Annotated in this window: 13 protein-coding genes and 1 pseudogene; 9 read left to right on the top strand and 5 right to left on the bottom strand. The window is 60.1% G+C overall.

Features of this window, described 5'->3' with window-relative positions; genetic code table 11:
• Positions 1 to 84 precede the first annotated feature (84 nt).
• The 4 genes from alr to LOY56_RS25780 all read left to right on the top strand — a co-directional run bounded on the left by alr (position 85) and on the right by LOY56_RS25780 (position 4,494).
• The gene (gene alr / locus LOY56_RS25795; protein ID WP_258618155.1) at positions 85 to 1,158 is read left to right on the top strand and encodes an alanine racemase; all 1,074 of its coding nucleotides are present in this window, start codon (positions 85 to 87) and stop codon (positions 1,156 to 1,158) included.
• A gap of 129 nt (positions 1,159 to 1,287) precedes the next feature.
• Positions 1,288 to 1,836 carry a cupin domain-containing protein gene (locus tag LOY56_RS25790; protein WP_052964500.1) on the top strand — a complete coding sequence of 183 codons (549 nt, stop codon included), beginning with the start codon at positions 1,288 to 1,290 and terminating at the stop codon, positions 1,834 to 1,836.
• A gap of 182 nt (positions 1,837 to 2,018) precedes the next feature.
• Positions 2,019 to 2,435, top strand: a complete 417-nt coding sequence (locus LOY56_RS25785) for a cytochrome c5 family protein (protein WP_258622890.1) — start codon at positions 2,019 to 2,021, stop codon at positions 2,433 to 2,435.
• A gap of 133 nt (positions 2,436 to 2,568) precedes the next feature.
• Positions 2,569 to 4,494, top strand: a complete 1,926-nt coding sequence (locus tag LOY56_RS25780) for an acetyl-CoA hydrolase/transferase C-terminal domain-containing protein (RefSeq protein WP_258618154.1) — start codon at positions 2,569 to 2,571, stop codon at positions 4,492 to 4,494.
• A gap of 122 nt (positions 4,495 to 4,616) precedes the next feature.
• On the opposite strand, the gene LOY56_RS25775 is transcribed toward LOY56_RS25780, so the two are convergent.
• Together LOY56_RS25775 and rep are read right to left on the bottom strand one after the other, a co-directional pair.
• Positions 4,617 to 5,189: a xanthine phosphoribosyltransferase gene (locus tag LOY56_RS25775; RefSeq protein WP_020799401.1), complete on the bottom strand. Its 573-nt coding sequence runs from the start codon at positions 5,187 to 5,189 to the stop codon at positions 4,617 to 4,619.
• A gap of 57 nt (positions 5,190 to 5,246) precedes the next feature.
• On the bottom strand, positions 5,247 to 7,256 hold the full coding sequence (gene rep, locus LOY56_RS25770; protein WP_258618153.1) for a DNA helicase Rep: 2,010 nt from the start codon (positions 7,254 to 7,256) through the stop codon (positions 5,247 to 5,249).
• Positions 7,257 to 7,519: 263 nt separating this feature from the next.
• Between rep and LOY56_RS25765 the strand changes: the two genes are divergently transcribed.
• A complete protein-coding gene (locus LOY56_RS25765; RefSeq protein WP_258618152.1) occupies positions 7,520 to 9,193 on the top strand; it encodes a bifunctional diguanylate cyclase/phosphodiesterase in 1,674 nt (557 codons plus the stop codon).
• 75 nt (positions 9,194 to 9,268) lie between these two features.
• Here LOY56_RS25765 and LOY56_RS25760 read toward each other — a convergent pair whose 3' ends face one another.
• A complete protein-coding gene (locus tag LOY56_RS25760; protein ID WP_258618151.1) occupies positions 9,269 to 10,666 on the bottom strand; it encodes a NorM family multidrug efflux MATE transporter in 1,398 nt (465 codons plus the stop codon).
• Between the two features lie 157 nt (positions 10,667 to 10,823).
• Here LOY56_RS25760 and LOY56_RS25755 point away from each other — a divergent pair, with 157 nt between their 5' ends.
• Together LOY56_RS25755 and LOY56_RS25750 are read left to right on the top strand one after the other, a co-directional pair.
• Positions 10,824 to 11,744, top strand: a complete 921-nt coding sequence (locus LOY56_RS25755) for a LysR substrate-binding domain-containing protein (protein WP_258618149.1) — start codon at positions 10,824 to 10,826, stop codon at positions 11,742 to 11,744.
• Positions 11,745 to 11,889: 145 nt separating this feature from the next.
• Positions 11,890 to 13,104 carry an aldose 1-epimerase family protein gene (locus tag LOY56_RS25750; RefSeq protein ID WP_258618147.1) on the top strand — a complete coding sequence of 405 codons (1,215 nt, stop codon included), beginning with the start codon at positions 11,890 to 11,892 and terminating at the stop codon, positions 13,102 to 13,104.
• A gap of 6 nt (positions 13,105 to 13,110) precedes the next feature.
• Here LOY56_RS25750 and LOY56_RS25745 read toward each other — a convergent pair.
• Both LOY56_RS25745 and LOY56_RS25740 read right to left on the bottom strand, forming a co-directional pair.
• Positions 13,111 to 13,274 (bottom strand): annotated as a pseudogene (locus tag LOY56_RS25745) (magnesium chelatase); the annotation flags it as partial.
• 38 nt (positions 13,275 to 13,312) lie between these two features.
• Positions 13,313 to 14,812, bottom strand: coding sequence for a PLP-dependent aminotransferase family protein (locus LOY56_RS25740; RefSeq protein WP_258618144.1), 1,500 nt, complete (start codon positions 14,810 to 14,812; stop codon positions 13,313 to 13,315).
• 272 nt (positions 14,813 to 15,084) lie between these two features.
• Between LOY56_RS25740 and LOY56_RS25735 the strand changes: the two genes are divergently transcribed.
• Positions 15,085 to 16,335 carry a benzoate/H(+) symporter BenE family transporter gene (locus LOY56_RS25735; RefSeq protein WP_258618143.1) on the top strand — a complete coding sequence of 417 codons (1,251 nt, stop codon included), beginning with the start codon at positions 15,085 to 15,087 and terminating at the stop codon, positions 16,333 to 16,335.
• Positions 16,335 to 17,153, top strand: a complete 819-nt coding sequence (locus tag LOY56_RS25730; RefSeq protein ID WP_258618142.1) for a YggS family pyridoxal phosphate-dependent enzyme — start codon at positions 16,335 to 16,337, stop codon at positions 17,151 to 17,153. The genes LOY56_RS25735 and LOY56_RS25730 overlap by 1 nt, the downstream gene beginning before the upstream one ends.
• Positions 17,154 to 17,205: the final 52 nt, after the last annotated feature.

Genomic DNA, 17,205 nt, shown 5'->3' with positions numbered 1-17,205 from the left:
AGATCCCTCTCCCGGCGCTGTTGGCGGTTCACGCTGTCAACCGGCGCCGGTTTTTTTCCAATGACCGACTAGAAGTCTGCCGCCATGCGTCCAGCCCGTGCCCTGATCGACCTTCAAGCCCTGCGCCACAACTACCGGATCGCCCGTGAAGTCACGGGTGCCCGTGCCCTCGCGGTGATCAAGGCCGATGCCTATGGCCATGGCGCGGTACGCTGCGCCGAGGCACTGGAAGCCGAGGCGGACGGGTTTGCCGTGGCGTGCATCGAAGAGGCGCTGGAGCTGCGTGCGGCCGGCATTCGTGCGCCGGTGTTGTTGCTCGAAGGCTTTTTCGAAGCCGAAGAACTGTCGCTGATCGTTGAGCATGACTTCTGGTGCGTGGTGCATTCGCTGTGGCAACTCGACGCCATCGAAAAAGCCACGTTGAGCAAACCGATCACGGTATGGCTCAAGCTCGACTCGGGCATGCATCGGGTTGGCTTGCACCCGGCGGATTACCAGGCAGCCTATCAACGGCTTTTGGCCAGCGGCAAAGTGGCGAAGATCGTGCTGATGAGTCACTTCGCCCGTGCCGATGAACTGCACTGCCAGGCCAGCGCCGAGCAGGTTGCGGTGTTCGAGGCAGCGCGTCAGGGTTTGGCGGCCGAAATCAGTCTGCGTAACTCGCCGGCGGTGCTCGGTTGGCCGCAGATTCCGAGCGATTGGGTGCGCCCAGGCATCATGCTCTACGGCGCGACACCGTTCGAAGAGGCCAATGCCGTGGCGTCTCGCCTGCAACCGGTGATGACTCTGGAATCGAAAGTGATTTGCGTGCGTGAGCTGCCGGCCGGCGAGCCGATTGGTTACGGCGCGAAATTTGTCACCCCCAAGCCAATGCGCGTTGGCGTGGTGGCGATGGGGTATGCCGACGGCTATCCACGTCAGGCACCGACCGGTACGCCCGTGATGGTCGCCGGGCAGCGCAGCCAGTTGATTGGCCGCGTGTCGATGGACATGCTCTGCATCGACCTGACCGACGTGCCGCAAGCCGGCCTCGGCTCGCCCGTCGAGTTGTGGGGCAAAAATATCCTCGTCAGTGACGTCGCAACGGCCGCGGGCACGATTCCTTACCAGATCTTCTGCAACCTGCGTCGGGTGCCGCTGCTCTATTCCGGGGCCTGATGAAAAACGTTCCCGACCGAAAGTCGCTTCGCCAAACAGGATTCAGGTCCAAGTGTTGTAAATACTGAACGCTGTCGCCATGATAACGCTCAATATTCCTGCAACCCTGAATCCCTGGAGGCTCCAGCATTGGACGTCGGTGAACGACTGCAATCGATCCGTAAGCTCAAAGGTCTTTCCCAGCGTGAGCTCGCCAAACGTGCGGGTGTTACCAACAGCACCATTTCGATGATCGAGAAGAACAGCGTCAGCCCCTCGATCAGTTCGCTGAGGAAGGTGCTGGGCGGGATTCCCATGTCCATGGTCGAGTTCTTTTCCGAAGAAATCCTGCAGGAAAAACCGACTCAGATCGTCTACAAGGCCCACGAGCTGATCGATATTTCCGATGGGGCAGTGACCATGAAACTGGTCGGTCGGGCTCATCCGAGCCGGGCTATCGCGTTCCTCAACGAAATCTACCCGCCAGGCGCCGACACCGGTGACGAGATGCTCACCCATGAGGGTGAGGAAACCGGAATTCTGTTGGAAGGGCGGCTGGAACTGGTGGTCGGGCTCGAAACATTTGTGCTCGAAGCCGGCGACAGCTACTACTTTGAAAGTACCAAGCCGCACCGCTTCCGTAATCCGTTCGATGCCCCGGCGCGACTAATCAGCGCAGCCACACCAGCGAACTTCTAAGAGAAGAGGCGTCCTGTCCGGATTGCGCAGACGCCCATGCTGTATTTCCGCTCCACGATAAAACCCCTTCGACTTTGGGGTTGTTTCAGTGTGACGGGCTTACCGCTATACTTGCGCCCGCCTGCGAACCGTGGCCGTAGGCGTGACTAGCCACCATTGAGGGTGTACGCGTGAACCTAATTATGAAAATGCTGGCCGCACCAGCAACCGTATTGGCCCTTTGGGCAGTCAGCGCACAAGCAGCGACCAACGACGATATTGCTAAACGTCTTGAACCCGTCGGCCAGGTTTGTGTGCAGGGCAAAGAATGCAAGGGGATGGAAGTCGCAGCATCTGCTGGTGGCGGTGGTGGTGCCAAGACCCCTGACGAAGTGATTGCGAAACATTGCAACGCTTGCCACGGTACCGGCCTGTTGGGCGCACCGAAAATCGGTGATGCCGCAGCTTGGGGCGAGCGCGCCAAGAAAGAAGGCGGTGTTGATGGCTTGCTGGCGAAAGCCATCTCCGGCCTCAACGCAATGCCGCCAAAAGGCACTTGCGCCGATTGCGCAGACGCCGAACTCAAGGGCGCCATCCAGAAGATGTCCGGTCTGAAGTAAGCCCGGCCTTCAACGAAAAGCCGCTTTCGAGCGGCTTTTTTGTGTCTGCGATTTACCCCTGAGGCTATGCTTTGCAGCAAAGACCCGGCAAGCTCGGTCCATCCCCAATTCATGGAGCGGGCGGGAGGATCAGATGGTGCAGTTGTGTTCTATCGAGCAGGCGGTCGATGATGTTCTGGCGCGGTTGCCGGCGCATGTCCACATGGGGTTGCCGCTGGGGCTGGGCAAACCCAACCACTTCGTCAACGCACTGTATCAACGAATCGCGCAACGGCCCGAGCGGCAACTGACGATCTACACCGCCCTGTGCCTCGGCCGCCCGCCATTAGGCGATGGTTTGCAAAAACGCTTCCTCGAACCCTTCATCGAGCGGGTGTTCGGCGATTACCCGGAACTGGATTTTCTCGCCGACCTGCGTTGCGACAGCCTGCCTAGCAACATTCGCGTTCATCAATTTTTCTTGCAGCCGGGTAGCCTGCTGAACAGCGCATCGGCGCAGCAGAATTATGTCAGCAGCAATTACAGCCACGCCGCACGGGACATCAATGCTGCTGGTTTGAACCTGGTGGCGCAACTGGTGGCCAGCCATGCCGAGCATCCCGATCGCCTGAGCCTGAGCTGCAACCCGGACATCACCCTCGACCTATTGCCGATGATCGCCAAACGCCGGGCGGCGGGGGAAACGATCCTGATGGTGGGCCAGGTGCACAACGATTTGCCATACATGCCGGGGGACGCGGAAATCGACTTCGACACCTTCGACCTGCTGATCGACGAGAAGGACGAAACCACACTGTTTTCCACGCCGAACATGCCAGTGGGTTTTCAGGATCATTTCATCGGGCTGCACGCCAGCACGCTGGTGCGCGATGGCGGTACCTTGCAGATCGGCATCGGTTCCATGGGCGATGCCCTGACGGCCGCGTTGCTGGCGCGACAGGCTGACAGTGATGGTTACAAGGCGTTGTTGGCTGATCTGAATCTCAGCCAGTGGGCGCAGCTGATTGAGCGCGAAGGGGGTATCGAACCGTTCGCCAAGGGCCTTTACGGTTGCAGCGAAATGTTCGTCAACGGCTTATTGGTATTGGCCGACGCCGGGATCGTACGGCGCAAAGTTTACCCGGACGTGCCGACCCAGCAGCAGGCGAATGCCGGCACGCTGGATGAGGCCGTGCAAACCGATGGGATCTGCGTGCACGGCGGGTTTTTCCTCGGGCCGCGCAGTTTCTATGAGCGCCTGCGGGAAATGCCCCAAGGCAAACGGCTCGAATTCAACATGACCCGCATCAGCTACATCAACGAGCTCTACGGTCAGGAACAACTCAAACGCTTGCAGCGCCTCGATGCGCGCTTCATCAACACTGTCTTCACCATGACCTTGCTCGGCGCCGGCGTGGCCGATCAACTCGAAGACGGGCGGGTGCTGAGCGGTGTCGGCGGGCAATACAACTTCGTCGTCCAGGGCCATGCGCTGGAAGGCGCGCGTTCGATCTTGCTGCTACGCAGTTGGCGCGAGTCGGGTGGTGAAGTCAGTTCGAATATCGTCTGGGAATACGGTCACTGCACGATCCCACGGCATCTGCGGGACATCGTCGTCACCGAGTACGGCATCGCCGATTTGCGCGGCAAGACCGACGCGGCGGTGATCGAGGCGTTGCTGAACGTCAGCGACTCACGCTTCCAGCCAGGGTTGATCGAGCAGGCGCAGAGTGTTGGTAAATTGCCGAAGCACTTTCGCCTCGATCCACGTTTTGCCGACAACCACCCACAGCGTTTGCAGGCCATTCAGGGTCGGCATTCGAATCTGTTTGCGGAGTATCCGCTGGGCTGTGATTTCACCGCTGAGGAACGGGACTTGTTGCGGGCGCTGAACTGGTTGAAGAGCAAGTTCAAGCTCACGGAGATTCTGGAGTTGGGCAAGGCTGCGTTGGATGCACCAGCGGCTTCGGAATTTCCGGTGCATCTGGAAAGGATGCAGCTGACCAACCCGGAAGGGCTGAAGGAGGATGTGTTTCAGCGGTTACTGCTCACCGGCCTGAAGGCCACCGCACAGGTTTGATCGCTCCCACGCTCTGCATGGGAATGCAGCCCGGGACGTTCCGCGTCCCATTCGAAAGCTGGAACGCGGAGCGTCCCTTGAGGCATTCCCACGCGGAGCGTGGGAACGATCATTGGCGGGCGTTATTCGATGAAGGTCACAACACCGCCAGCCAGCGACTGCACCCGAGCCAACGATTCAACGCGATAGCCCTGAGCATCCAGTTCCGCACGCCCTCCCTGAAACGACTTCTCGATCACAATCCCCAAGCCTGCAACGGTCGCACCGGCCTGTTTGATGATCGAAATCAGCGCTTGCGACGCCTTACCGTTGGCCAAAAAGTCGTCGATGATCAGCACGCGGTCGCTGCTGGTCAGGTGGCGCGGGGAGATTGCCACGGTGCTTTCGGTCTGTTTCGTGAACGAGTAAACGGTCGCCGACAGCAGGTTTTCAGTCAGGGTCAGGGACTGATGCTTGCGGGCGAAAATCACCGGCACGCCGAGGTTCAGGCCGGTCATGATCGCCGGAGCAATGCCCGAGGCTTCGATGGTGACGATCTTGGTGATGCCCGAATCCTTGAACAGCGTGGCGAATTCGTCGCCGATCAGCTTCATCAGGGCCGGGTCGATCTGGTGGTTCAGAAAGGCGTCGACTTTCAGAACCTGGTCGGAAAGCACGATGCCTTCTTCGCGAATTTTCTTGTGCAGTGCTTCCATAAAGCGTTCCTCTTTTGGCGCCTTGTGGCCCCTGAATGCTTATAAAAGTGCTCGATTCTAGCGCTTTAACATCGCGCGTATATCCGCCAATGCGGTATTACCGCGAACCGCTTTGACTTCAACGGGAGTGTCGTCATTACCTTCCCAGGCGAGGTCGTCCGGTGGCAGTTCATCGAGGAAACGGCTAGGCGCGCAGTCGATGATCTCGCCGTACTGCTTACGCTTGGCGGCGAAGGTGAACGCCAACGTCTGACGCGCCCGGGTAATCCCGACGTAGGCCAGGCGACGTTCCTCTTCAATGGTGTCGGCTTCGATGCTGGAGCGGTGCGGAAGAATTTCCTCTTCCATGCCCATGATGAACACGTAGGGGAATTCCAGACCCTTGGAGGCGTGCAAGGTCATCATCTGCACGCCTTCGGCGCCGTCTTCCTCTTCCTGCTGACGCTCCAGCATGTCGCGCAGAACGAGTTTGCCGATGGCGTCTTCGACGGTCATCTCGCCTTCTTCGTCTTTCTCCAGCGTGTTCTTCAACGCCTCGATCAGGAACCAGACGTTACCCATGCGGTAATCGGCGGCCTTGTCGCTGGAGCTGTTGGTGCGCAGCCAGTTCTCGTAGTCGATGTCCATGACCATGCTGCGCAGGGCGCAGATCGGGTCTTCGCCGGCGCACTGCTCGCGGACCTTGTCCATGAAACGCTTGAAGCGTGACAGGCGATCGGTGAAGCGCGTGTCCAGATGCTCGCCCAAGCCGATTTCGTCGGTGGCAGCGTACATCGAGATTTTTCGTTCGGTGGCGTAGTTACCCAGCTTCTCCAGCGTGGTCGAACCGATTTCCCGGCGTGGGACATTGATCACTCGCAGGAAGGCGTTGTCATCGTCCGGGTTCACGATCAGCCGGAAGTAGGCCATCAGGTCTTTCACTTCCTGACGTCCGAAAAAGCTGTTGCCACCGGAAAGTCGGTAAGGCACCTGGTGATGCTGCAGCTTCAGCTCGATCAGCTTGGCCTGGTAGTTGCCGCGATACAGAATCGCGAAATCGCTGTAGGGGCGGTCAGTGCGCAAGTGCAGGCTGAGGATTTCCACAGCCACGCGCTCGGCTTCGGCGTCCTCGTTGCGGCAACGGATCACGCGGATTTCGTCGCCGTGGCCCATCTCACTCCACAGCTGTTTTTCGAACTCGTGCGGGTTGTTGGAGATCAGCACGTTGGCGCAGCGCAGGATGCGGCTGGTGGAACGGTAGTTTTGCTCGAGCATCACCACTTTCAGGGACGGGTAATCATCCTTGAGCAGCATCAGGTTTTCCGGGCGGGCGCCGCGCCAGGCGTAGATCGACTGGTCGTCGTCGCCCACCACGGTGAACTGGTTGCGTTTGCCGATCAGCAGTTTCACCAGCAAATACTGGCTGGCGTTGGTGTCCTGATATTCGTCCACCAACAGATAGCGGACCTTGTTCTGCCATTTTTCCAGGATGTCGGCGTGTTCCTGGAACAGTTTGACCGGCAGCAGGATCAGGTCGTCGAAGTCCACCGCATTGAACGCCTTGAGCGTGCGCTGATAGTGGGTGTAGACGATGGCGGCGGTCTGTTCCTTGGGATTGCGCGCGTTTTCCAGGGCTTCGGGCGGCAGAATCAGGTCGTTTTTCCACGAGCCGATCATGTTCTTGATCTCGTCGACGCCGTCGTCGCCCGAGTATTCCTTCTGCATGATGTCGGTCATCAGGGCTTTGACGTCGGTCTCGTCGAAGATCGAGAAGCCCGGTTTATAGCCCAGCCGCACGTGTTCCTTGCGGATGATGTTCAGGCCCAGGTTGTGGAAGGTGCAGACCGTCAGGCCGCGGCCTTCGCCGCCCTTGAGCAGCGTGCCGACCCGTTCCTTCATCTCCCGCGCGGCCTTGTTGGTAAAGGTCATGGCGACGATGTACTGGGCGCGAATGCCGCAACTCTGGATCAGATGCGCAATTTTTCGGGTGATCACGCTGGTCTTGCCGGAGCCTGCGCCGGCGAGCACCAAAAGAGGGCCGCCGACGTAGTTCACGGCTTCTTGCTGCCGGGGATTGAGTCGGGACATACGAAGTCAGGGAGTCATTAGCGAAATGGGCCGGCATTTTAACAGGCTCAGCGAATTGTGCTGCTCTCTCCGACTTGTGACGCAACACGCGATCTCTATTTGCCGGTTTTGTTACTTTCACGCAGGATGCGCAGTGAATTTACGTCTAATGTTCGTATTCAATACGCCCAAAGCCGTGTTTGATAACCGATGTCATTTGGTCATTGGTTACCCGCGCGGCATAATGCCCGCCGCCTACATCTTTGCAGAGTCTAGGAGCTAGCTTGTCTACGCCTGTCGAACCCTTGCGTTTGCTGTTACTGGCCGAAGAGCCGGCGTGGGCAGCGTTGTTGCGCGAGTGTCTGGCTCCGATGGGGAGTTCGGCTGTGCTGCTCAGCGCGCCGAGCTGGGAGTCAGTCAGCAACCTGTTTGATGACAACCGCAGCGCGGTGTTGTTGACGATTCCCGCGCTTCAGCCAGCACCCGGCCGTTGCAACTTGCCGACGGTGTTGCTGCTCGAACACGAGCCGCTGGCGCCGCCCGACGGTGTGAGCGACTGGCTGGTGCGCAATCTGCTGGAGCCCGGCATGTTGCGCCGCTGCCTGCGCCATGTGCGTGAACGCGGCGTGCTGGAAAACACCTTGCAGCGCCTGGCCGAGCAGGACCCGTTGACCGGTATCGCCAACCGTCAGGGCTTCCAGACCTTGTTGGCGGCGCGTCTGGCTGAAAACGAAGGTCGCGGCCTGGCCCTCGGTCACCTCGACCTCGATAACTTTCGACACGCCAACGACGCCCTCGGCCATCAGGCTGGCGATCGGTTGATCCTGCAAGTGGTCTCGCGGTTGAAAAGCCAACTGGAGGCCAGTGATCAACTGGCGCGGCTGGGCAGCGACGAGTTTGCCCTGCTGATCGACACCCGCCGCGCCCCTCAGCGCGCCGAATGGATGGCCGAACGCATTACCGAAGCCCTGTCCGAACCCTATTGGATCGATGGCGAAAGCCTGTTGATCGGTTCCAGCCTTGGCATCGCTCATGCACGAGCGCAGGCCGGCGCCGACCCGTTGATGTGGCACGCGCACATCGCCATGCAGCAAGCCAAGAGTACTCAGGGCTGTACCTTTCACATCTTCAACGAGCGGATCAATCGCAATGCCCGTAGCATCGCCGACCTCGAAAGCGAACTGCGCCGGGCCTTGCGCCGCGATGAGCTGGAGTTGCATTACCAGCCACGCCTGAACCTTGAGGACGGGCAGATCGTCGGCCTCGAAGCGTTGGTGCGCTGGCGTCATGGCGAACGCGGCCTGTTGCCCCCCAGCGAATTCGTGCCGTTGGCCGAGCAAAGTGGTTTGATCGTGCCGCTGGGTTACTGGGTGATTTCCCGGGCCCTGCGGGACATGCAGGCGTTGCGTGAGCGGGGGCTGCCAGCACTGCACATGGCAATCAACCTGTCGTTTCGACAGTTTCAGGACAGCCAGTTGCTGGCGACCCTGAGCCGGCTGATTGCCGAGCGAGGCGTCGAGGCACAATGGCTGGAATTTGAATTGACCGAAACCGCGGTGATGCGTCGCAGCGATCTGGTCAAGCAGACCATGGACGCCCTCGGACGTTTGGGCGTGCGCTTCTCGCTGGATGATTTCGGCACGGGGTTCTCTTCGTTCGTGCACCTCAACAGCCTGCCGATTGCATTGTTGAAGGTCGACAAGAGCTTTGTCGGCGGGATGGAAGAGCGGGAAGAGAATCGCAAACTGGTGCACGCCATGATCAATCTGGCGCACAACCTCAACCTCGAAGTGGTTGCCGAAGGGGTGGAAACACTGGAACAGCTGGATTTATTGCGCGGATTCGGTTGCGACCAGGTGCAAGGGTATCTGATCAGCAAGCCGTTGCCGTTGGTGGAGTTGGTGGAGTATTTGACCTTTGGCAGCAGTCAGCAGCCTGCACTGGAAGTTATGAGCTGACCACAATCAACTGTGGATGCTTTTGTGGCGAGGGAGCTTGTCGGATCGCCACACAGCCTCACTCCTACAGGGATCTCAATCTGGCTGGGCGACTTGGAAACTCGCCCCTGACGCCGGCTCCCGCCGAATCATCCGCTTCATCTTCCACTCAAACGCCAGCGTCAGGCTCACCGCCGCACACGCCAGTCCCAGCGCCAGGCCCCACCAGACCCCCGTCGGTCCCCACTTCAAATGGAACGCCATCCACCACGCGGCGGGTGCGCCGATCAGCCAATAACAACCCAAGCCCACCAGGAAGGTGGTCTTGGCATCCTTGAGCCCACGGATGCAGCCCATGGCGATGGTTTGCGTGCCGTCGAACAGTTCGAACCACGCCGCCACCGCCAGCAGGCTCACGGCCAGGTTGATGACTTCGCGGAACGCCGGGTCATTGTGGTCCAGGAACAAGCCGATCAACTGATGCGGCAACAGCCAGAAGACCATCGCGAAGCCGAGCATTGCCGCCGCACCAAAGGCAATTCCGACCCGTCCGGCCAGCCGCGCATCGAGTAATTGCCCGGCGCCGTAATGCTGACCGATGCGCATAGTGATCGCGTAAGAAAGCCCCGCCGGAATCATGAACGCCACCGAGACGATTTGCAGGGCGATCTGGTGGGCCGCCAGTTGCGTACTGCCCATGGTGCCGATACACAGCGCGGCGAAGGCAAACAGGCCGACCTCCACCGCATAGGTGCCGCCAATTGGCAGGCCCAGGCGCCACAACTCCTTCAAGTACTGGCGGTTGGGCTGCGACAAACCTTGACGCAATGGATAAGCGTCGTAGGCCGGATGCCGGCGAATGTGCAACGCGAGCGCCAGCGCCATGAGGTTGGCCACGATCGCCGTGACCAGGCCGATGCCCACCAGGCCCATTTTCGGCAGACCGAACAGGCCCGTGATCAATGCATAGTTGAGCAGGAAGTTGGCCACGGTGCCGGCGAGGCTGATGACCATCACCGGCGTCGCCCGGCCGATGGCGCTGGTGAAGCCGCGCAGCACCATGAAGCTCAGGTAGCCGGGCAGGGCGAACGGCAGGATCAACAGAAACTGACCAGCCGCCCGGACGTTGGTTTCGGTCTGGCCGAACAGCAGCAATACCGGTTTCAGGTTCCACAGCACTAACCCCGCCACCAGCGCCATCAACCATGCCAGCCACAACCCGGCCTGGGTCAGCCGCGCCGCGCCGATGATGTCGCCCGCGCCCTGACGAATCGCCACCAGGGTGCCGACGGCGGCGATCACCCCGATGCAGAAAATCGACACGAACGAATACGTCGCCGCACCCAGACCGCCGCCCGCCAGCGCTTCGGGGCTCAGGCGCGCCATCATCAATGTGTCGGTGAGGACCATCAGCATGTGCGCCAACTGCGAGGCAATCAACGGCCCCGCCAGCCGCAGAATGGCCCAGAGTTCAATACGCGCTGGATGCTGCATGATCATCACGCTCGAGTGTCAGAATGAACAGGAAGCGTCGATTCTCGGCGCTCTGCGGCCTTTCCACAAAGGGATAAAAAGGATGGGTGGCATGATTAAAACTCATGTATGGGGCTTTCTGATAAGTTGATGCAACCGCGCTATAGGAGCTTTCCCGATGTCCCGTCGTCTTCCTCCCTTGTATGCCCTTCGAGCTTTCGAAGCGGCGGCGCGGCATAGCTCGTTTACCCGCGCCGCCGAAGAACTGTCGATCACGCAAAGTGCGGTCAGTCGGCACATTCGTACGCTCGAAGAGCATTTTGCCTGTCGGCTGTTTCATCGCAGCGGGCGCAACCTGCAACTGACTGAGTCGGCGCGGCTGATCCTGCCCGGCATTCGCGAAGGCTTCACCGCCCTCGAGCGGGCCTGCAATACCTTGCGCGCCGAGGACGACATCTTGCGCATGAAAGCCCCGTCGACCCTGACCATGCGTTGGCTGTTGGCGCGGCTCAGCCGTTTTCGGCACCTGCGACCCGGGAACGAGGTGCAATTGACCAGCGCCTGGATGGACATCGATACGGTGGACTTCAACCACGAACCCTTCGACTGCGCTGTCATCCTCAGCAACGGGCATTTTCCACCGGACTGGGAGACGACTCTCCTGTTCCCCGAAGAGCTGATTCCGGTGGGCGCGCCAAATCTTCGCAAGGATCAACCGTGGGACGTTGCGCGCCTGGCCAGTGCCGAGTTGCTGCACCCGACGCCGGACCGTCGTGACTGGCGCAACTGGCTGGAGCGAATGGGCCTGACCGATCAAGTCTCGCTCAAGGGCGGGCAGGTGTTCGACACGCTGGAACTGGGCATGATCGCCGCTGCCCGAGGTTACGGCGTGTCCATGGGCGACTTGCTGATGGTGGCGGAGGATGTTGCGCAGGGGCGTCTGAGTTTGCCGTGGCCGACGGCTGTCGCCAGTGGGGAGCATTATTACCTGGTCTGGCCGAAAACCCGCCCCGGCGGTGAGCGTTTGCGCCGCCTCAGCGATTTCCTGCAAGGCGAAGTCCGGGCCATGGAATTACCGGATGTCGAACGTCTGGGCTGACCGCCGCCATGGCGGTGAATCAATTACCTCACCGGTTGCCTGGTCGTCTTTCTTGGCATTTGCCACCGTAGTTGGCATTTTTAAGCTTGCTGAAACGTTTCTTCAGGTCTATAAAATTGGCACAACTCCAAGAAAGGCTGCTGCCATGACTCCGCTTAAACTTTTCGTCACTCTCAGCGCACTGTCCGCTGCTTCCCACGCCATGGCTTGGGATTACGTCCTGCTCGACACCGACAAAGCCGCCCAGAACTGGCAAATCACCAGCCAGCAACTCGGGGCAAAAACCGACAAACCCTTCAGCGTGACCCTGCGCACCTTGCATGGCGGTCGGCAGGAGGGCGTCAGTATCGTCGACATCGATAACGGCACGATGAAACTCTCGGTGGTGCCGACTCGCGGTATGAACGTCCTGCAAGCCTCGGTTGGCGATGTGCGCATGGGTTGGGATTCGCCGGTCAAGGAAGTGGTCAATCCATCCTTCATCGAACTCAACGGCCGTGGTGGTTTGGGCTGGCTGGAAGGTTTCAATGAACTGGTCACCCGCTGCGGCTACGAATGGGTCGGCCACCCTGGCATGGACAACGGCGAACTGCTGACCCTGCACGGTCGCGCCGCTAATATCCCGGCGAACAAAGTCATCCTGCACATCGATGAGAAACCGCCGTACGCAATCACCCTGCGCGGCGAATTGAAAGAGCAGGCATTCAAGAAAGTCGACTTCTCCGTCGCGACCGAACTCGTCACCGAACCCGGCAGCGTAGCGTTCGCCCTCAACGATACCCTGACCAACAACGGCGACTATCCGAAGGAATATCAGGCGCTGTATCACAGCAACTTCAGTACGCCATTCCTGGAGCAGGGCGCTCGTTTCGCCGCGCCGGTGAAACAGGTGTCGCCGTTCAACGATAAGGCCAAGGGCGATCTGCCCGACTGGCAAACCTACCGCGCACCGACCAAGGACTACGACGAAACGGTCTACAACGTGGTGCCGTATGCCGATGCCAAAGGCGATACGCTGACCGTGCTGCATAACAAGGCCGGCAGCCTGGGCGTCTCGGTCGGCTTCAATACGCAAACACTGCCCGTGTTCTCCCTGTGGAAAAACACCGATACCCAAGGGCAGGGCTATGTCACGGGGCTGGAACCGGGAACGAGTTTTTCCTACAACCGCCGGTATCAGCGGCCACTGAACCTGGTGCCGACAATTGGGCCGAAGGAACAGAAGCAGTTCCGCATCAACTACAGCTTGCTGGCGGATAAGGCGGCTGTGGATAAGGCATTGAAGCAGGTGAGCGAGATTCAGGATGGTCGGGAGACCGAGGTGCGGCAGACGCCGTTGGTTGATCTCACCAAGGGATGATGCTGATTAGAGCATTGTCGGCCGATATTGTAGCGCTTCGGCCAGGTGTTCACCGGTAATGCCGTCGATTTGCTCAAGGTTCGCCAGGGTGCGAGCAACCTTGAGCAGTCGATGGGCCGCGCGCAGCGACAAGTCAGCCGTTCACACGCCGTTTCCAGCCAGGTTTGGTCAGCAATGACGGGAATCGCGCGAGCCCTCCCAAAATGCCCTACCGGGTTTTCAGTGCATTGGCCAGGCGCAGCATGGCCGCTTCGATTTCATAAGCGGTCAGGGACGAGTAACCCAATAACCAGCCTTGTTTCTTCTCCTTGCCGGCGTACAACCGGCTCAGGCCGGAAAGCTGTACGCCCGCGCTGGCCGCTTGGCGGATGGTTTTTTCTTCAGACCAGCCATCGTGCAGCAGGCAGGGAATTTGTAGCCCGCCGGGAGGGCGCAAGGCGGTAACGATGCCATCCAAGTGCTTGCCGATTGTGTCGAGCATGATGGAGCGGCGTCCGGCATACAGCTTGCGCATGGCTCGGACGTGGGCGTTGTAATGGCCGTCCTCCATGAAGCGCGCCAGGGTCAGTTGCAGGATTTGTGGCGTGTGGCCGTCCATCATGCTGCGCGCGTAGGTGAAGGCTTTGATCAGCTCGTGGGGCAATACCATGTAACCCATTCGCAACCCAGGGTAGAGGGTCTTGCTGAAGGTGCCGATGTAGAGCGTACGCTGATACTTGTCCAGGCCCTGTACGCAGGCGGTCGGTTGCCCGTCGTAGTGAAACTCGCTGTCGTAGTCATCTTCGATGACCCATTTGCCCTTCTCCGCTGCCCAGTTGATCAACTCAAGACGACGTTCCAGCGGCAAGGTCGCGCCGGTGGGGTATTGATGAGACGGTGTGACATAAACGCAATTGGCGCCGCTGCGGTCGGCGTACAGCAGGTCGGTACGTATGCCCAGTTCATCGACATCGATGGGCAGAACCTTGGTCTCGGCGGTTTCAAAGGCCTTTTTGGCGCCATAGTAACCGGGGTTTTCCAACAGGATCGGTTTGCCGGCGTCCACTAGCAATTGCGCACACAGAAAGAGGGCCTGGCGAGTGCTGCTCAGCACCATGATCTGGTCGGGAGAGCATTTGGCCCCGCGCTCGAGGTTCAAGTAGGTGGCAATCGCCTTGCGCAGCGGCTCGGCACCTTGCGGATCGCCGTGCAACAGCACGTTGGCGCGATAGTCCTTCATGACCTGGCGTTGCAGGCGCTCCCAGACATCGGTGGGGAAGGTGCGGGTTTCCGGCAGGCCGGTCGCGAATGCCTTGATTACCTGCTGATCGTTCACGCCGCCACTGTCGAAGATCATCCGCCCGCGCTGGCTCAATCCCGCCCCCGCTGCCGCCTGACTGCTTTTGATTTCCTGCGCCTTGATGCGTCGGCGCGCTGCGCCGCGTAATTCGGTGCCCAGCGTTTCGCAGACATAACTGCCAGCCCCCTCGCGCCGCACGATAAAACCGTCGCGGTGCAGTTGCACGTAGGCGTTTTCAACAGTGTCGCGGGCAACCCCGAGTGACTTGGCCAGAACCCGGGTCGCGGGCAGCTTCAAGCCTGGGTCAAGGGCGCCATCGAGGATCAATGCACGCAGTGCGCGCTGAATCCGCTGATGCAGATTCAACAGCTGAAACTCAACATCGTTGAGGCGCATTTTCAGCGTTTCCAGCTCGAACGTTTTCGCCATGCGGTCTGCCTGATCCTAGTAAATTGGCCTGCAAAGGCAGGCCAGTCTATCCGTAGAATCCGCCCCTCGTCACTGCCTTTGCGCTCGGTGATCGGTCGATGCATTGACCGACTTCATGAAGAGTTTTGCCCGCGCGTATGGCTGAGGTAGGGATCGCTTTTCAGTCACAGCAAGCGGTCTGGCCCTCTACGACAAAGTGTCAGGGAGAAACATGCCATTTCAGCACTATAAATCCCCTCGCCCGGGGCAGTTTTGCAAGGAGCAAAGCCATCATGTCGTCTTCAGTATTGTCATCGCCCCTGCGTCTACGGGACCTTCTGCATCCGATTGTCGCCGGGATGATTTCAGTCATCGTCAACTATGGCGGCACGTTCATCCTGGTCTTTCAGGCCGCCAAGGTGGCCGGGCTCAGCCCCGAGCTGACGGCGTCGTGGGTATGGTCGGTGTCGATTGGCGTGGGCATTACCGGGCTGTTTCTCAGTTGGGTGAGCCGTGAGCCGATCATTACCGCCTGGTCGACACCCGCCGCGGCTTTTCTGGTCGTCGCGCTGTCCACCACGCCCTACGCCGAGGCGGTGGGTGCGTACATCATTTCGGCCGCCGCCTTCGTGCTGCTGGGGTTGTCCGGTTGCTTCGAAAAACTCATCCGCCTGATTCCGTCGGGTGTGGCTGCGGGCCTGCTGGCCGGTATCTTGCTGCAGTTCGGGATCGGCGCGTTTGGTGGCATGAGTCTTGACCCAATGTTGGTCGGGTTGCTGATTGCCATTTACGTTGTGCTCAAGCGTTTTACCGCGCGCTATGCGGTGGTGGGCATTCTGGTGCTGGGGCTGGCATTTCTACTGACGCAGGGCCGTGTAGAACTGTCGGGGCTGGCGCTGCAATTCGCGGCACCGGTATTCACCCAGCCTGAGTTTTCGATCAATGCGCTGCTCAGTGTGGCACTGCCGCTGTTCCTGATCACCCTCACCGGCCAGTACATGCCGGGCATGCTGGTGCTGCGCAACGATGGCTTCAGCACCAGCGCTAATCCTGTCCTGACTGTCACAGGGCTGGGCTCCTTGCTAATGGCGCCCTTCGGTTCTCACGCCTTCAATATCGCGGCCATCACGGCGGCCATCTGCACCGGCAAAGAAGCCTCGGAGGATCCGTCCAAGCGCTGGATCGCCGGGGTTGCCGCGGGCGTGTTCTACATGCTTGTCGGGATTTTCGGGGTGACCCTCGCCGCGGTATTCATGGCGTTCCCGCCCACCTTCATTACGACGCTGGCCGGGCTGGCCCTGCTCGGCACTATCGGCGCCAGCCTGGCCAGCGCCATGGCTGACGTCAAAACCCGCGAAGCCTCGCTGATCACCTTTCTCGCGTCCGCCGCGAACATCACTTTGCTGGGGATCGGTGGGGCGTTCTGGGGGTTGCTGATCGGTCTGGCGGCCTACGCCTTACTCAATGGGCGCTTGCCGCGTCGCGAGACGTTGGTCATTCCGGCTGCCGACGCTGTTGTGACGACCAAAGGAGCCACCCACTGATGCTCGATCAACTGGAAGAAACTGTCACCTTGCACGAGCGTCATGGCCGTTACCCACAGGCCACCAGCGTCGAGGACTTTTGCCGCAACCTGGCAGCCGTGCAGCAGCGAATCGCCAATGCCTGTCAGCGGGTCGGACGTGATCCGGCGAGTGTGCGTCTGCTGCCGGTCAGCAAGACCTTTGACGAAGCTCATCTGCGTCTGGCCTACGCCGCCGGCTGTCGCCTGTTCGGTGAGAACAAGGTGCAGGAAGCGCAGCGCAAATGGCAGGCCATGACCGACCTTGCCGACCTGCAATGGTCGGTTATTGGCCACCTGCAAACCAACAAGGCCAAGCAGGTGGCGTGTTTTGCCAGTGAGTTTCAGGCGCTGGACAGCCTGCGATTGGCCGAGGCCCTGGATCGTCGCCTGCACATCGAGGGGCGCCAACTGGATGTGTTCGTTCAGGTCAACACCTCCGGCGAAGCCAGCAAATACGGCTTGGCGCCCGAAGCCGTCGCGGACTTTTTGTACGCCCTGCCGGCGTTCTCGGCGTTACGGGTGCGTGGGCTGATGACGCTGGCGCTGTTTTCGGCCGACGTGGTCCGTGTCCGCCCTTGCTTTGTACGGCTGCGCGAACTGCGCGAGCGCTTGCGCCAGCACGCCCCGGCGGGCGTCGGGCTGGAGGAACTGTCCATGGGCATGTCCGGTGATTTTGAAGTCGCTATTGAAGAAGGGGCCACCGTGGTGCGTGTCGGTCAGGCCATCTTCGGCGCACGTGCCATGCCGGATGCCTACTACTGGCCGACCGCGGATGCCCGTCCGGAACGTGATGAATAGTCGCCGCTGATACCTCCCTTAACATCTTGATCCAGCTCTACAGGAAGCCAAC

Source organism: Pseudomonas sp. B21-048 (assembly GCF_024748615.1).
Classification (GTDB): Bacteria; Pseudomonadota; Gammaproteobacteria; order Pseudomonadales; family Pseudomonadaceae; genus Aquipseudomonas.
This window is presented reverse-complemented; position numbering and strand designations above follow the sequence as displayed.

What these genes read in the sequence shown, in the direction of transcription:
- LOY56_RS25740 (WP_258618144.1), bottom strand. Translation starts at nt 14,812, where the DNA reads ATGGCGAAAACGTTCGAGCTGGAAACGCTGAAAATGCGCCTCAACGAT.
- LOY56_RS25755 (WP_258618149.1), top strand. Translation starts at nt 10,824, where the DNA reads ATGTCCCGTCGTCTTCCTCCCTTGTATGCCCTTCGAGCTTTCGAAGCG.
- rep (WP_258618153.1), bottom strand. Translation starts at nt 7,256, where the DNA reads ATGTCCCGACTCAATCCCCGGCAGCAAGAAGCCGTGAACTACGTCGGC.
- LOY56_RS25780 (WP_258618154.1), top strand. Translation starts at nt 2,569, where the DNA reads ATGGTGCAGTTGTGTTCTATCGAGCAGGCGGTCGATGATGTTCTGGCG.
- LOY56_RS25750 (WP_258618147.1), top strand. Translation starts at nt 11,890, where the DNA reads ATGACTCCGCTTAAACTTTTCGTCACTCTCAGCGCACTGTCCGCTGCT.
- alr (WP_258618155.1), top strand. Translation starts at nt 85, where the DNA reads ATGCGTCCAGCCCGTGCCCTGATCGACCTTCAAGCCCTGCGCCACAAC.
- LOY56_RS25785 (WP_258622890.1), top strand. Translation starts at nt 2,019, where the DNA reads ATGAAAATGCTGGCCGCACCAGCAACCGTATTGGCCCTTTGGGCAGTC.
- LOY56_RS25735 (WP_258618143.1), top strand. Translation starts at nt 15,085, where the DNA reads ATGTCGTCTTCAGTATTGTCATCGCCCCTGCGTCTACGGGACCTTCTG.
- LOY56_RS25775 (WP_020799401.1), bottom strand. Translation starts at nt 5,189, where the DNA reads ATGGAAGCACTGCACAAGAAAATTCGCGAAGAAGGCATCGTGCTTTCC.
- LOY56_RS25760 (WP_258618151.1), bottom strand. Translation starts at nt 10,666, where the DNA reads ATGCAGCATCCAGCGCGTATTGAACTCTGGGCCATTCTGCGGCTGGCG.
- LOY56_RS25730 (WP_258618142.1), top strand. Translation starts at nt 16,335, where the DNA reads ATGCTCGATCAACTGGAAGAAACTGTCACCTTGCACGAGCGTCATGGC.